The sequence below is a fragment of the Streptomyces filipinensis genome (assembly GCF_014649495.1).
Classification (GTDB): Bacteria; Actinomycetota; Actinomycetes; order Streptomycetales; family Streptomycetaceae; genus Streptomyces; species Streptomyces filipinensis.
Map to the genome: position 1 here is coordinate 557288 of NZ_BMTD01000003.1, position 15285 is coordinate 572572.

The 15285-nt window shown below is 72.4% G+C and carries 12 protein-coding genes; 9 read left to right on the forward strand and 3 right to left on the reverse strand.

Going from position 1 to position 15285, the window contains the following annotated elements:
- The first annotated feature begins 56 nt into the window (after positions 1 to 56).
- Both IE244_RS10835 and IE244_RS10840 read left to right on the forward strand, forming a co-directional pair.
- The gene (locus tag IE244_RS10835) at positions 57 to 413 is read left to right on the forward strand and encodes a hypothetical protein (protein WP_191872858.1); all 357 of its coding nucleotides are present in this window, start codon (positions 57 to 59) and stop codon (positions 411 to 413) included.
- A gap of 166 nt (positions 414 to 579) precedes the next feature.
- Positions 580 to 792, forward strand: a complete 213-nt coding sequence (locus IE244_RS10840) for a hypothetical protein (RefSeq protein ID WP_031169032.1) — start codon at positions 580 to 582, stop codon at positions 790 to 792.
- Positions 793 to 940: 148 nt separating this feature from the next.
- On the opposite strand, the gene IE244_RS10845 is transcribed toward IE244_RS10840, so the two are convergent.
- Positions 941 to 3910 (reverse strand): AfsR/SARP family transcriptional regulator, encoded by a 2970-nt coding sequence (locus tag IE244_RS10845; RefSeq protein WP_191872860.1) that lies wholly within the window; start codon positions 3908 to 3910, stop codon positions 941 to 943.
- A 255-nt stretch (positions 3911 to 4165) separates the two neighbouring features.
- Between IE244_RS10845 and IE244_RS10850 the strand changes: the two genes are divergently transcribed.
- A complete protein-coding gene (locus tag IE244_RS10850) occupies positions 4166 to 5512 on the forward strand; it encodes an AAA family ATPase (protein ID WP_191872862.1) in 1347 nt (448 codons plus the stop codon).
- Positions 5513 to 5670: 158 nt separating this feature from the next.
- Positions 5671 to 6597: an ornithine carbamoyltransferase gene (locus IE244_RS10855; protein WP_191872864.1), complete on the forward strand. Its 927-nt coding sequence runs from the start codon at positions 5671 to 5673 to the stop codon at positions 6595 to 6597.
- Between the two features lie 57 nt (positions 6598 to 6654).
- Here IE244_RS10855 and IE244_RS10860 read toward each other — a convergent pair whose 3' ends face one another.
- Together IE244_RS10860 and IE244_RS10865 are read right to left on the reverse strand one after the other, a co-directional pair.
- A complete protein-coding gene (locus IE244_RS10860; RefSeq protein ID WP_191872866.1) occupies positions 6655 to 6867 on the reverse strand; it encodes an MbtH family protein in 213 nt (70 codons plus the stop codon).
- A gap of 38 nt (positions 6868 to 6905) precedes the next feature.
- Positions 6906 to 7199, reverse strand: coding sequence for a hypothetical protein (locus IE244_RS10865; RefSeq protein ID WP_191872868.1), 294 nt, complete (start codon positions 7197 to 7199; stop codon positions 6906 to 6908).
- Positions 7200 to 7430: 231 nt separating this feature from the next.
- Between IE244_RS10865 and IE244_RS10870 the strand changes: the two genes are divergently transcribed.
- The 5 genes from IE244_RS10870 to IE244_RS10890 all read left to right on the forward strand — a co-directional run.
- Positions 7431 to 7880, forward strand: a complete 450-nt coding sequence (locus tag IE244_RS10870) for a cobalamin B12-binding domain-containing protein (protein WP_229854042.1) — start codon at positions 7431 to 7433, stop codon at positions 7878 to 7880.
- Positions 7877 to 9157: a methylaspartate mutase gene (locus IE244_RS10875; protein WP_444545076.1), complete on the forward strand. Its 1281-nt coding sequence runs from the start codon at positions 7877 to 7879 to the stop codon at positions 9155 to 9157. Before IE244_RS10870 ends, IE244_RS10875 begins: the two co-directional genes overlap by 4 nt.
- A complete protein-coding gene (locus IE244_RS10880) occupies positions 9154 to 10143 on the forward strand; it encodes an asparagine synthetase A (protein ID WP_191872870.1) in 990 nt (329 codons plus the stop codon). Before IE244_RS10875 ends, IE244_RS10880 begins: the two co-directional genes overlap by 4 nt.
- The gene (locus IE244_RS10885; protein WP_191872872.1) at positions 10140 to 11396 is read left to right on the forward strand and encodes a glutamate synthase-related protein; all 1257 of its coding nucleotides are present in this window, start codon (positions 10140 to 10142) and stop codon (positions 11394 to 11396) included. Before IE244_RS10880 ends, IE244_RS10885 begins: the two co-directional genes overlap by 4 nt.
- A gap of 119 nt (positions 11397 to 11515) precedes the next feature.
- Positions 11516 to 15285 (forward strand): non-ribosomal peptide synthetase (locus tag IE244_RS10890; protein ID WP_191872874.1); only part of this gene is annotated, 3770 nt, incomplete at its 3' end.

A 15285-nucleotide genomic window follows, 5' to 3' on the forward strand; every position in this document is an offset into this window, starting at 1 on the left:
GTCCGCGTCACGGTCCCAAGGTCGTTGTCTGCACAACCCGCAGAAGGAGTACTGCCGTGAAGGATCCGCGGGACCATTCGCCGGACGGCACGGGACTGGCGCACGCGCTCCAGGACCTGTCCTCCGTGGAGCGCTGGGCGGAGCGGGCGGCCACCGACGGCCAGGTGCCGCCGTACACCCTCCAGGGCCCCGTCGACGGCCCCCGGTTCAGCGTCGACACGGAGACGGTGGACGGGATGCACAACGTGGCCCGGATCGCCCCGCTCCCCTCCGGCGAGGCCGAGCGGGCCGCCATGCGCTCGCTGGTGCGCTCGTTGCTCGACCTGGCCGGCCATGAGTCGGGACCGGCCCGCACCCAGGTGGTACTGACCCCTGCGGGGCCCCGGGTGGTGGCGTGCAGTCTGAGTAGGTAACCGCAGGTCAAAGACGTGCCCCGGGTGTTCCCGGGGCCGTTCCCCATGCGTTCCCGCAGGGCGGTAACGCACGAGGAACCCACCGGGAACGGCCCCCAGGAAAGTCAGTGGCGTCAGGAAGCGGAAAACACCGCGAAACGCACAGACACCACAAAAGGGGCAGACAATGGGACGCAAGGTCGCTGGGTTCATCGGTCTGATCGCCGCCACCCTGGTCCTCGGCTACGGCGGCCACACCGTCCAGCCGGGCATGTTCCAGGCGGACAACCAGAACCCCACCGGCGTCACCACCGTCCTCGCGGACAACCAGAACCCGACCGGCACCACCACGGTCGTCCTGGCCGACAACCAGAACCCCACGGTCATCGCCGCGCGCTGAGCCCACGCCCCAGGCTGCACGTCTCGCGACAGTGCCCCGTCCGGATCTCCGGGCGGGGCACTGCGCGTTCCCCCGGCTGTCCTGCTCCTGCTTCTCCCCCTGGGCCGCTCCCGGCGAAGAAACCTTTCAGCGCCTGTTCTCGGCCCGTTCAGCGGCGGCGCCGGTCCTCCGCCACCCCCATGCGCGCGAACAGTTCCTCCGCCGCGGCCCGGTGCCGGGCCGCGGCCGCGGCGTCGTCCTCGGCGTCCGCCAGCCCGCACAGCGCGTACGCCTCCTCGATGCGGTAGCTCATCGCCGAGGCCAGTTCATGGGCGTCGGCGTGCAGTTCGCGAGCGGCCCGCCGCTCCCCCTGCCGCCGGCGCAGCCGGCCCACGATGTTCTCCACCTTGGCCCGGCGCAGCGGCGAGGCGTTGGACGCCACCAGTTCGAGGGCCTGCTCGGCCAGGTCGGGAGAGCGCACGGGCCGGCCCAGGTGCTGGTCGACGTCGGCCGACAGGGCCAGGGTCAGCGCCACGTTCCCCGGATCCGCGCCGTCGTCCACGAGGGTGCGGGCCCGTTCCAGACTGCGGGCGGCCGACTCGTACTCGCCGAGGCCGGCCTGCGCGAAGGCGAGGTCGGTGAAGGCGGAGAACTGGTTCTCGAACTTGCCCAGGCCGCCCTGCAGTTCGACCGCGCGCTGGGCCGCCGCCCTGGCCTCCTCGTAGCGTCCCCACTGCTCGTAGAGCGTGCTGAGCAGGGTGAGGCTGTCGGCCTCCGCCCGGGCGATGCCCAGTTCCCGCTCGTAGGCGGTGGCCCGCTCCAGATGGACCAGCGCCTCGGGGAAGTTGCCGAGCAGGCTGTTGAACTGGCCGAGGGTGCCCTCGCTGTGCGCCTCGGTGTGCCGGTCGCCGAGCTGCGCCGCGACGTCCCGGCCCTCCCTCGCCGCCTCCAGTCCCTCCTCGAAGCGGCCCAGACGCCAGCACGCCACGCCGAGGTTCGACAGGCTCATGCCCAGCAGGGCGAGATCGCCGAGGCGCTTCGCGGCGGCGACCGAGGCCCGCCCCAGCGCCCCGAACTCCTCCAGCTGCCCTCGCGCGTTGAGCTGGAAGACGAGGTTGCGGCTCAGGCAGACGACATACCGGTCCAGGCCCCGGCGTTCGGCCAGGGTGACCGCGGCGAGCAGCGCGTCCTGTTCGCGGGTGAACCAGGTCTGGGCCTGCTCGGCGTCACCGAGGGAGGGCAGATCGGCCGTGGACTTCTCGATGCCGGTGGGGCGGTGGCGGCGGCCGGGGTAGAGGACGTCGCAGGCCACCTCGGTCGCCGTGAGGTAGTAGCAGAGCAGTCGTTCCACGGCGGCCGCCGCCTCGCGGCCGTCCTGGTCGGCGGCGTCGAAGAGACTCTGGGCGAAGCTGCGCACCAGGTCGTGGAAGGAGTACAGCCCGATCTCCGGCTGCTGCACGAGATGCACGTCCAGCAGGCGTTCCAGCACGTCCTCGGCGTCCCAGATGCCGGAGCCGAGCAGCGCGGCCGCCGCGTGGACGTTGATGTCACCGCCCGGGTGCAGGGAGAGGATCCGGAAGGCCGTGCGGCTCTCCTCGTCCAGGGCCTGGTACGACAGGCGCAGGGTGGCCGAGACGCTGCGGGCGCCGGAGCTGAGCTCGTCCAGCCGGCGGGTCTCGTCCCGTAGCCGTTCGGCCAGGTACTGCAGGGTCCAGCGGGGCCGGTTGCGCAGCCGGGCGGTGGCGATGCGCAGGGCGAGCGGGAGGTGGTCGCACAGCCGGGCCAGTTCGGCGGCGGCCTCGGGCTCGGCGGCGACGCGTCCGGCGCCGAGGGTCTCGGCGACCAGGGCGGCGCTCTCGCGCGGGGACATCACGCCCAGGGAGATCCAGTGCGCACCGTCCAGGTCGACGAGACGGCCCCGGCTGGTGAGCAGGACCAGGCAGCCGGAGGTGGTGGGCAGCAGCGGACGGATACCGGCGGCGTCGGCCGCGTTGTCGAGCAGGATGAGCAGCCGCTTGCCGCTGAGCGTGGCCCGCCACAGGGCGGTGCGGCCGGCCGTGTCGTCGGGGATGCGGTCGCCGGGGATGCCGATCGCCCGCAGCAGGCTGTCCAGCGCGGTGCCGGCGGAGACCGGCTGGTCACCCGGGGTGTAGCCGCGCAGGTCGATATGGAGCTGGCCGTCCGGGTACTCGGGGACGAGCTGGTAGGCGGCGCGCACCGCGAGCGAGGTCTTGCCGCTGCCGCCCATGCCGTCCAGAGCCACGATTTTCGGCCCCTGCTCCCCTTTCTGCGTCGCGCAGCGCAGCAGTTCGGCCATCTCGACCTCGCGGCCGGTGAAGTCGGCGAGGTCGTAGGGCAGGGTGCAGGGCGGCTCGGCCGGGAGCGGGGCGGGAACGGGCGCCGGAGCGGCGGGCTCCGGACCGGCCAGTTCCGGGCTCTCGCGCAGGATGCCTTCGTACAGCCGGGTCAGGTGCGGGCCCGGGTCGACGCCGAGTTCCTCGACGAGGAGTTCGCGGACCTTGCCGTACTCCTCCAGGGCCTCGGCCTGCCGTCCGGAGCGGTACAGGGCGAGCATCAGCTGGCCGCGCAGGGTCTCGCGCAGCGGGTGCTGGGCGACCAGCTCCCTGAGGTCCGGGATGAGCTCGCCGGACTCGCCGAGGGTGAGGCGGAGGCCGAGATGCTCTTCCCACACGGCCAGCCGGCGTTCCTCGATGCTGGTGGCGGCCGCCTCGATGACCGGTCCCCCGATACCGGACAGCACCGGGCCGCGCCACAACGCCAGGGCTCCGCGCAGAATTTCGGCCGCATCGGAGAGTCGACTTTCGGCCACGGCCGTTTTCGCCGTGCGTATCAGCATTCCGAATTCGGACAGGTCATTCTGGGTCTCGTCGATGACGACCCGGTAGCCGGGGCCCTCCGTGAGCAGCACGCCGGCGCCGCCCGGTATCCGTCTTCGCAGGTCGGCGACCGCCTTGCGGACCTGGTGGGACGCGGTCGCCGGCGGGTCCTCGTCCCAGGCGGCCTCGACCAGCCGGGAGACCGGGAGGACCTTCCCCGGCTCCAGCAGCAAGGTGGCCAGAACTCGCTCCTGAATGACTCCGCCGAGTTTCAGCCGAACACCATTCGACCATCCTTCCATCGGGCCGAGGATATTGAACCGAAGCTGATCTCCTGACGCCGCCGTCACCGACAGCCTCCCCCCTGGGTCGCGCTCCCCTAAAGCAGTCCGCTTCGCGCCGGAGGAGATCGTAACGGCATGCGGAACGCTGCGGTACTGAACGGGGAATCGTTCGGGAAGCACTTCGTCGAGTCTCTTCCTCGTTGGCAGGCACCTCATCGCCTCGGGTCGCCTACCTGGCATTCAGCCAAGAATCTGAGGATTAAGGAGACACCGATGAACTCCGAGTCCACACCCGGTCTCGATGTGCTGCTGCAGAATGCACGGCGGCGGGCGGGGCTCACCCAGACGCAGCTCGCCGGGCTTGCCACAGTGAGCGTGCGCGCCATCCGGGACCTGGAGCAGGGGCGCGTACGAAACCCTCGTAAAGAAACTCTCAGATTGCTGGCCGATGCCATGCGCATGAGCGACGCCCGGCGCGTCGAGCTGGAATTGGCGGCCGACGCCCATGCGGCGGGCCGGGTCCTGCAGTCCCTCTACAGCGCCGAACTGGCCGCCCCGCCCACTCCGCTGCGCCCGCTGACCGGCCGTCGCGCCGAACTGGAGGCGCTGACGGAACGGCTGGACAACCGGCACGACCGGCTGCTGACCCTGGTGGGCCTGGCCGGAGTGGGCAAGTCCCGGCTGGCCCAGGAGGCCGCGACCGTGCTGCACACCCGGGACCGGATGCCGGTGCTGTGGGTCCCCATGGCCCACGGCCCCGACGCCGGCCCGGAGCAGGGGCCGCAGGCGCCGCTGGCCGAGTGGGTCCGCTCGCTGATCCGCGACGGCGACCGCTTCGAGGAGCTGACCTCGGTCATCGGGTCCAAGCCGACCCTGATCGTGCTGGACGGCCTCGACGACTCGGCGCCCGCGGTGCCCGTCCTGCTGAACCTGCTGCGCGCCTGCGAACGGCTGAAGATCATCGTCACCTCGCGGCGGGTGACCCGGCCCCCGGCCGGTCGTCTGCTGCCGCTGGGCCCCCTGCCGGCACCCGCTCCGCACACCGCCGGGTCCACGCTGCCCGGCGACTCACTGGTCGCGGGCCGGCCCGCCGTCGAGCTGATGCTGTCGTACGTCAGCCACATGCGTCCCGACCTGCTGCCCACCGACACCGTCACGACCGCCGTCGCGCACATCTGCCACCGCCTGGACGGCATACCGCAGGCCCTGGAGGCCGCCGCCTCCTGGCTGCTGCTCTACTCACCGGACCAGCTCCTGGAGATCGCCCGCTCGACCCCGCTGCTCCTCGTCGACGGCGTCACGCCGGCGACCTCGGACCCCGGCGCCACGCTCAGCGAGCAGTTGGGCGCCGCACTGGCCGAACTGGACGCCCGTGCGGCCGCCCTGCTCACCACCCTGGCGGCCCTTCCCGAGCCGTGGACGGTGGACGCCGCCGCCCGCGCGGGCGGCAGGCCGCTGAGCGAGACCGCCCGGGACGTGCACGACCTGCTGTTGCGGGGCCTGATCCGCCAGCACCCGGCGGAGCCGGGCGGGCCCGTGGGGTTCACGGTGCTGAACCTGGTCCGCGAGCTGATGGCCGCGCGACGACCGACCGCGGACCTGGTCGGCGCCTCCGACTGAGGCACCCGCCCCCGGGGCGCGCCCCCGGACCGGCACCACACCCGGCCGCGACACCGAACCGGCGGAACAACCGGCCGGCGCGACACCCGATCCCGTCTACGCGACACCCGATCCCGCTTCACTCCCCGGCCACCCTTTCCACGAAAGGCACCCCACCCATGCGCAACCTCATCTCCCTCGCCGACCTGACGCCCGCCGAGCTCGACCGGATCGTGCGGCGGGCCGTGTTCTTCGGCCGCGAGGGTGTCGACCGCAGGTCGCTCGCCGGCAAGCAGGTCGGCGTGTACTTCCGCAAGTCCTCGACCCGTACCCGTACGTCGTTCTGGAGCGCGGCGACCCGGCTGGGCGCCGACGTCATCACGTACGGTCCGAACGAGCTGCAGCTGTCCACCGGCGAGACCGTCGAGGACACCTCGCGAGTGCTCGGGCAGTACCTGGACGCCCTGGTGGTGCGCACCAACGAGGACGTGGAGGAGATACGACGGCTCGGCAGCAGCCCGGATCTGGCCGTCGTCAACGCGCTGAGCCTGGACGAGCACCCCACCCAGGCGATCGCGGACCTGGCCACGCTCACCGAGCGGTTCGGCTCGCTGGACGGGCTGCATCTCCTCGCCGTCGGCGAGGGCAACAGCTCCGGCGCCGCCCTGGCGCTGGCCACGGCGCTCAGCCCGGGGCTGCGGCTGACCCTGCTGTGCCCGAGCGGCTACGAGGTACCGAAGGACAAGCTCGACCTCGCCGACGAGCTCGCCGGCGGCAAGGCCGCGGTCACGCAGGTCACGCATCCGGACGAGGTCGAGGGGCCGGTCGACGCGGTGTACACCAGCCGCTGGCAGACGATGGGCGTGGCCAAGGCCAACCCGGACTGGCTGAAGGACTTCGAGGGCTTCCAGATCGACGACGCCTTCCTCGACCGGTTCGGCGGCCCGGACGCCGTGTTCCTGCACGACCTGCCCGCGGTGCGCGGTCAGGAGGTCACGGACGAGGTGCTGGACGGGCCGCGCAGCGTCGCCTGGCGGCAGGCGTACCACAAGATGACGGCCGCGATGGCGGTGCTGGAGTGGTGCGTGGTCTCGCCCGGGAACTGAACAGGAAAAGGGCCGGGCGGGCTGGAATTCTCCAGCCCGCCCGGCCCTTGTGTCGTTTCAGCCTGCCAGCGCGGCGACCACGGAACGCGGGCGCATGTCCGTCCAGTTGGCCTCGATGAATTCCATGCATTCCTGCTTTCCGCTCTCTTCCTTCACGAGTTCCCAGCCGGCCGGGTGCTCGATACGGGCGGGCCAGAGGGAGTGCTGCCCCTCGTCGTTGACCAGCACCACGTAGCGGCCCTCGGCGTCCTCGAACGGGTTCGTTGCCATGATGTCCACCTCTGTGAAGTCGGGTTGTGGGGAAAACGCTAGATCCGCGTGGCCGCCTTGCCGGGCAGGAGGCCGGGCAGTTGGGCGGCAACCGGGCTGCGGTGCGCGCGGGTGACCGCGATCCCGGTGGCGACGGTGGCCGCGCGGACCGAGGCGAGCGCCTCGCGCAGCAGCGCCGCACGCTCCGACGGGGCCTGGGCGACCGGCGGCCGGCCCGCCCGCACGAGACTCAACGCCGCTTCCAGCACGGCGACTTGGGCCTCCCCCAGGGCCTCGCTCCGGTCGATGCCCTCGCGCGCCCGGTCCAGCACGTCCTCCAGCGTGTCCGTCATGTCCTCGCTCCTCACTCGGGTGTCTCGTGCACCCCAGTGTCGGGGCCCGTGGAGGCCGGCGGCGGCAGCCGGTCGCCAACTGCTGCCCGGCTGCCTGTCGGTTGCCGCCCCGGGCGCCGGATACGGCCGTGGCGTGAATCTACGGTGTTGTCCGAAAGGGAGTTCCGGGATCGCCGGAACCTCTTTCTCCCCTGTCATCCCATGATGTGGACGAAACGAACAATGAAGCCTGTGGAATGGGCGGATCGCCCTCGATCCGGGCCGCTGGACGTCGTCGTTACCGGACTGCCGTCCGATGCGCACACCTGGAATCTGGTATTCATCCAGCTGTTGCTCGAAGACCTCGGGCACAAGGTCGTCAACCTGGGTCCGTGCGTTCCCCAGGACGAAATCGTGGAATCCTGCTGCAAGTTCGAGCCGGACCTGCTGGTCGTCAGCAGTGTCAACGGGCACGGCTTCAACGACGCCCGGCCGCTCATCGAGGCGGTCAGGTCCCGCTGGGAGCTGGCGGGCCTGCCGGCCGTCATCGGCGGCAAGCTCGGCGTCGGCGGCGGTGAGCGGGAGCAGGCCGGCGAGCTGATGCGGGCCGGCTTCGACGCGGTGTTCCAGGACGGGACCGGCGACGAGCCCGGCTTCGCCGCCTTCACGTCCTTCGTGGGCTCCCTGGCGGTGACACGGTGAACGCGCTGCACCGGCGCCCGCGCTCCTTCGGCCGGTTCGTCGCCGAGGCGCAGGCCCGCGGGGCGCTCGTGGTGCAGCCGCGGATGGGGTTCTCGGACCCGGCGCTCATGCGGGCCGGCCTGCTGGCCACCAAGGGGGCGGCGGACGCGGTCGTCGGCACCCTCACCATCGACAGCTACACGCGGGTGGGCGACGAACCCTCGGCGGTGCGGGCGCTGCACGACCAGGTCCCGCTCAACGGCTTCCCGATCACCTCCTACAGCCCGCACACCGCGTCCTGGGTGCTGGACGGCGTACGCGACGCCTCCTTCCCGGTGCAGGTGCGGCACGGCTCGGCCCGCCCCCAGGGCATCGTCGCCGCGCTGGCCCTGCTCGGCCTGGACGCCACCGAGGGCGGGCCGGTGTCGTACTGCCTGCCGTACGGGCGCACGCCGCTGCTGGACTCGGTGCGCAACTGGCGGGAGAGCTGCGAGGCGCTGGCGGCGCTGCGGGCGTCCGGCGCGGAGCCGCACCTGGAGACGTTCGGCGGCTGCATGCTCGGCCAGTTGTGTCCGCCAGGACTGCTGGTGGCGATCAGCGCGCTGGAGGCACTGTTCTTCCACCGGGCGGGCCTGCGCAGCATCTCGCTCAGCTACGCCCAGCAGACCAGCCCCGCCCAGGACCGTGAGGCGGTGCACGCGCTGCGCCGGCTGGCCGGCGAACTGCTGCCCGACACCGACTGGCACATCGTCCTGTACACCTACATGGGCCTGTACCCCCGCACCCGGCGCGGCGCCCTCGACCTCCTTGAGCGCTCCGCCGAGCTGGCCGTGGAGACGGGCGCGGCGCGGCTGATCGTGAAGACGACGGCCGAGTCGCACCGGATCCCGACGGTGGCGGAGAACGCCGAGGCGCTGCGTGTCGCGTCCCGGGCGGCCGCCCGGCACGTCGCGGCACCCCCACCGCGCGCCGACCTCGCCGACAACCCCGTCTACGCGGAGGCCCGCGCCCTCGTGGACGCCGTACTCGACCTGGACGCGGATCTCGGCCGGGCGCTGCTGAAGGCGTTCGCCCGCGGTCTGCTCGACGTCCCCTACTGCCTGCATCCCGACAACGCGGGCCGCACCAGGAGCGCCATCGACCGCGACGGCCGGCTCGTGTGGTCGGAGATCGGGGCGATGCCCATCGGCCACGTCTCACGGCGCGGCCGCCGGCTCACGGCGATGGGCCTGTACGACGCGCTGTCGTTCGTGCAGCGCCGCCATGACACCCCTCAGACCCAGGAGGTAGCAGCATGACCAGCACGCCCGCGTTCCCGTCCTCGCCCGACGAGCACCTGCTGCGGGAGAACACCCGCGCCACCCTGCGCATCCAGTCCCGGATGCTGGCCGCGACCCGCGCGTTCCTGACCGGGCGCGGCTTCCAGGAGCTGCTGCCGCCGGTGATCGGTCCGGTCACCGACCCGGGCATCCGCGGTTCCAAGCAGGTCGACGTCGATTTCTACGGCCACAAGTACAAGCTGATGACCAGCGCGATCCTGTACAAGCAGGCATCCCTGCTCGCCTTCGACAAGATCTTCTACATCGCACCGAACGTCCGTCTGGAGCCGTTGGAGACAGCGGTCACGCACCGTCATCTCGCCGAGTTCCACCAGATCGACGTGGAGATACGCGACGCCCGCCGCGAGGACGCGATGGAGGTCGCCGAGCAGCTGGTGGCGTACGTCGTCGACGAGGTGGTCCGGGAACTGCCGGGCGACCTGGAGCTGCTCGGCCGGGACACGGACGCGTTCCGCGAGGTGGTGCAGGGCGTCTTCGGCCGGACGACCCACAAGGAGGCGACCGCCGACCTGGTGGCGCTGGGTCACCCGCAGGATCCGGGTGCCGAGATCGACTGGCAGGGCGAGGAGATCATCTCCGCGAAGAGCAGCCGGCCGTTCTTCGTGGTCGACTACCCGAAGGGCTCGCGCGGCTTCTACGACCGCGAGGACCCCGGTCAGCCCGGCGTGCTGCGCAACTTCGACCTGATCGCGCCCGAGGGGTACGGCGAGCTGGCCAGCGGCAGCGAGCGCGAGCACGACTACGCGGCCCTGGTGACCCGGATGCGGGAGACGGGCGAGAACCCGGCCAAGTACGGCTGGTACCTGGACCTGGCCCGGCGCGGCATCCCCGCCAGCTCCGGCTTCGGCATCGGCCTGGAGCGCTTCACCCGCTACGTCACCGGCCGCACCGCGGTGTGGGAGGCCAGCGCCTACCCGAAGGTCCCGGGAGTGGTGTCGGCATGAGCACCGTACTGAGCGCCACCGGCTTCCCCGAGGAGCAGGTGCGGCACCGGGCCCGGCACGGCGCGGCCGCCGCCTTCCCCGCCCTGGAGGGTTACGGCAGCGGCCTGCTCGGCGCCGTCCCGGCCGGGCAGGACCCGTACGACCTGCTGGAGCGGGCCCGGATCGTGCCGCCGGTGTTCATGCCGGAGCGGCTGAAGAAGCTGATCGAGCTGGCCCGCGAACCGCTGTACACGGACGTCGAACTGGACGCCGCGGTCGGCGGGTTCGCCTCCCGGCTGCCGCTGTACGTGTCGGCGTTCGGCTCCACCCAGGTCGCCAGCCGCGACCTCGGTGAGGCGGCGGGCCGGCAGGCGGGGCGGCTGGGCATCCCCATGGTCATCGGCGAGAACGTCGTCCCGGTCAACGGCTACCGGGCCGCGGCCGAGGCCGAGGTCTCGCCGCTGCTGGGCCGGATCGCCGCGTACACGCAGGCCGCCGCGGCCGGCGGCAACGAGGAGTTCGGCGGTGTCGTCGTCCAGCAGTCCACCGAGGACGCGGACGCCGAGGTGTGGAACCTCGTCTACAGCGACCCGGTCTGCGAACCCCTGCTGGCCTCCGGCCGGCTGGCCTTCGAGCTGAAGGTCGGCCAGGGCGCCAAACCGGGTCTGGGCGGGCTGACCGTCCTGGGCCGCGAGGCCGCCGGGAGGGTCGCCGAGCAGTACGCCACCGACGAGGTGTTCGGCGCCGGGGACGAGCGCGTGCTGCGGATCAGCAGCCCCGGCACCTTCACCGAGGAGATCCTGCGCCAGCAGATCCGGCTGATGCGCAACAACTTCCCGCGGGTGAAGGTGTGGGTGAAGCTGCACCCCGGCCGCGATGTCGCGCTCGCGGCGGCCACCGCGTGGGCGGCCGGCGCGGACTCCGTCACGGTCGACGGCGCCGAGGGCGGCACGGCCTGGGCCCCCAGCGGGTTCCTCGGCCAGGTCGGACTCCCCCTCGGCGAGTGCCTGACCCGGATCGGCCGCACCGGTAACTGCCTGCTGGCCAGCGGGCGCATGTGGGAGGGCACCCGGGCCGTCAAGGCGCTGGCGCTCGGCGCCCACGCCGTCGGACTCGGCCGGGCCGCCCTGCTCGCGGTCGACGAGGACGCCGGAGACGGTCTCGTCCGGCTCGTCGAGAGCATCGCGCTGGAGCTGCGGCTGCTGATCAGCGCGCTCGGCAAGTACCGGGTGGACGCGCTGGACGCGAAGGACGTCCTGCTGCCGCCCTCCTGAACGCCCTTGAGATTCCCCTGACTTAACAAGCTCCACCGTTTTCGTACACGTCGTGGCTCCCGTCGGTCTCCCGGCCCGCCGCGAGACCAGCCAACCGAGCTTCCCGAGAAGGTGTCGAGATGTCCCAGCAGCAAGCCGAACCGGCTCTCTCCACGGGCGCCGACGGCGTGCCCGCGCACATCGCCGCGTACAACGACACGGCGGTGGACCTCCCCGCCGGTGCCCTGCACGAGCTGTTCACCGCGCAGGCCGCCCGCACCCCGGACGCGGTCGCCCTGGTGAGCGGGGAGCGCCGGCTCACCTACCGGGAGCTGGACGGGGCCTCCGACGCCCTGGCGCACCGGCTGATCGACGCCGGTGTGGGCCCCGCGGACGCGGTCGGCCTGCTCTTCGACCGGTCCCTCGCCTATGTCGTCACCGTGCTGGCCGTCCTCAAGTCCGGCGGCGTGTACGTCCCGCTGGACCCGCGCCAGCGCTCCGAGCGGCAGAGCTGGATCCTCGACAACACCTCCGCCGTGCTGCTGGTGACGGACCGCCAGGCCGAGGAGGAGACCTCCTTCGCGGGGGAGCTTCCCGTGCTGCGGGTGAGCGACGCGAGCGTGATCGCGTACGACCCCGCTCCCGCGCCCTGGGTCGAGGTCCACCCCGACCAGGCGCTGTACGTGATGTTCACCTCCGGCTCCACCGGCACCCCCAAGGGTGTCGTCAACACCCACCGCAACGTGGTGGAGCTGGCCCTGGACCCCGGTTTCGGCACCATGGCCCACGAGCGGGTCCTCGCCTACTCGCCGCTGGCCTTCGACTCCTCGACGTACGAGCTGTGGGTGCCGCTGCTGCGCGGCGGGCTGGCCGTCGTGCTGTCCTCCCCGAAGATCGACATCGGTGAGCTGGCCGAGGCCGTCGCCCGGTACGACGTCACCGCCGCCTACTTCACGACCGCCCTCTTCGACGCGATGGCCGGCGAGGCCATCGAGGGACTGGCCCGGCTGCGGGAGATCTGGACCGGTGGCGACGTGCTGTCGGCGACCGCCCTGCAGAAGGTCCTCGACCACTGCCCGGCCACCACGGTCGTGCACGTCTACGGTCCGACCGAGGCCACCGTCTTCTGCAGCTACCAGGCCTTCACCCCCGACGTGCGCGCCCTGGACCGCCTCCACCTGGGCATCCCGATGGCCAACACCGCGATGTACGTCCTGGACGCCGACCTGTGCCACACGGCGCCCGGCGAGACCGGGGAACTCTATGTCGCCGGCCCGCACCTGGCGCAGGGCTACAGCCGCCGCCCGGGCACCACCGCCGAGCGCTTCACCGCCGACCCGTACGGCCCGGCCGGCAGCCGCATGTACCGCACCGGCGACCTAGCCGCCTGGAACGAGCACGGCGAGATCGTCTTCCAGGGCCGCGCCGACCAGCAGATCAAGCTGCGCGGCAACCGCATCGAGCCGGGCGAGATCGAGACGGTGCTGACCGGCCACCCGTCCGTGAACCAGGCCGCGGTGATCGTCCGCGAGGACCGCCCCGGCGACAAGCGCCTGGTGGGGTACGTCGTCCCGGCCGTCGAGGGTGTCGTCGACACCGCCGAGCTGCTGCGGTACGCCGGCCAGGAGCTGGTCGAGTACATGGTCCCGTCGGCGATCGTCCCGCTCGGCACACTGCCGCTGACCCCCAACGGCAAGCTGGACCGGCGTGCCCTGCCCGCGCCCGGCGCCGGGACGAAGGCGAACGGACGGGCGCCGCGCAACGGCGTCGAGGAGGTGCTGAGCGGCCTGTTCGCGCACGCGCTGGGGCTGCCCTCGGTCGGCATCGACGACGACTTCTTCGCCGTCGGCGGCCACTCCCTGCTCGCCACCCGCCTGGTCAGCCGCGTCCGCACCACGCTCGGTGTCCAGCTCACCCTGCGGGAGTTCTTCAAGCACCCGACGGTGGCCCTGCTCGCCGAGTACATCGCCACCGAGGGCGGCGGCTCCGGGCGCCCCGAGCTGACGGCCGCCGAGGAGCGGCCCCGGCTGCTTCCGCTGTCGGCGGCCCAGCAGCGGCTGTGGTTCCTGGACCAGCTGGAGGGCCCCTCGGCGACGTACAACATCCCGCTGACCGTGCGGATCACGGGCGAACTCGACGTGCGGGCGCTGGAAACGGCGTTCACCGACGTGGTGGGCCGGCACGAGAGCCTGCGCACGCTCTTCGGCACCGAGGGCGGCCGGACCCACCAGCGGGTGCTGCCCGCGGACGCGGTCCGCGTGCAGCTGCCGGTCACGGCGGCGAGCGAGGCGACGGTGCCGGGCCTGCTGGCGGCCGAGGCGGCGCGGACCTTCGACCTCGGCGGCGAACTCCCGGTGCGGGCCGCTCTGTTCAGTCTGGACGAGCGGGAGCACGTACTGCTCGTGGTGATGCACCACATCGTGTCGGACGGCTGGTCCTACCAGCCCCTGATGCGGGATCTGAGCACCGCCTACACGACCCGTGCGCGCGGTCAGCGTCCGGCCTGGGAGCCGCTGCCGGTGCAGTACGCCGACTACACGCTGTGGCAGGAGAAGCTGCTGGAGGGGTGCGAGGAGGACCAACTCGCCTTCTGGCGCTCGGCCCTGGCCGATCTGCCGGAGGAGGCCACCCTGCCGGCTGTCCGGCCGCGGCCCGCCGTCGCCTCCTACCGGGGCGCCACGCACACCGTGCACTGCCCGCCCGCGGTGCACGCGACGCTGGCCGGGCTGGCCCGCGAGGCCGGGGCGTCGGTGTTCATGGTGGCGCAGGCGGCGGTGTCGACCCTGCTGTCGCGGTCCGGCGGCGGCCACGACATCCCGCTCGGCTCCCCGATCGCGGGCCGCACGGACCAGAAGCTCGACGACCTGGTCGGCTTCTTCGTCAACACCCTCGTCCTGCGCACCGACCTGAGCGGCAGCCCGACCTTCCGCGAGCTGCTGACCCGGGTCCGGGAGACCGACCTGGCCGCCTGGGCCCACCAGGACCTGCCCTTCGACCGGCTGGTGGAGGTCCTCAACCCGGAGCGGTCCGCGTCCCGGCACCCCCTGTTCCAGGTCATGCTGACCCTGACCGACGCGGCCACCCCGACCCTGGTCGCCGAGGGTCTCGACGCCCACGCCGAGTTCACCTGGCTGCAGGCCGCCAAGTTCGACCTGACCTTCTCCTTCGCCGAGCACCGGGGCGCGGACGGCGCACCCGGCGGCCTGGACATCACCGTCGAGTACGCCACCGACCTCTACGACGCGGGCACCATCGAGGCGACAGCGGACCGTCTCGTACGGCTGCTGCGGGCGGCGGCCGCGGCTCCCGACCTGCCGGTCGCGGAACTGGAGTTGCTGTCCGGCGGCGAGCAGGAGCTGCTGCTGGAGCGGTGGGCGGGAACGGTCACCGAGGGCGCCGACGCGGGGCTCGGCGAGCTGTTCGCGGCGCAGGCGGCCCGGACCCCGGACGCCGTGGCCGTCGTCCACGGCGATCAGGAGCTGACGTACCGGGAACTCGACGAGCGGGCGAACCGGCTCGCCCACCGGCTGATCGCCGAGGGCGTCGGCGCCGGCAGCCGGGTCGCCCTCTTCCAGGAACGGTCGGTGAACGCGGTCGTCACCACCCTCGCCGTGGTGAAGACGGGCGCGGTGTACGTCCCGCTCGACACCCGCTACCCCGTGGACCGCGTCCAGCTGATCGTGGCCCAGTCGAGCATCGGCTTCTTCCTCACGGACACCGACCTCGCGGGCCTCCAGCTCCCGCCCGGCGCACGGCTCTTCGACGTGGCCGGCCTGGACGGCACCGGCACGGACGCGAGCGACCCGGCGGTGCGGGTCCACCCGGACCAGCCGGTGTACGCGATGTTCACGTCCGGCTCGACCGGCATCCCGAAGGGCGTCGCGGTCACCCACCGCAACGTCGCCGACCT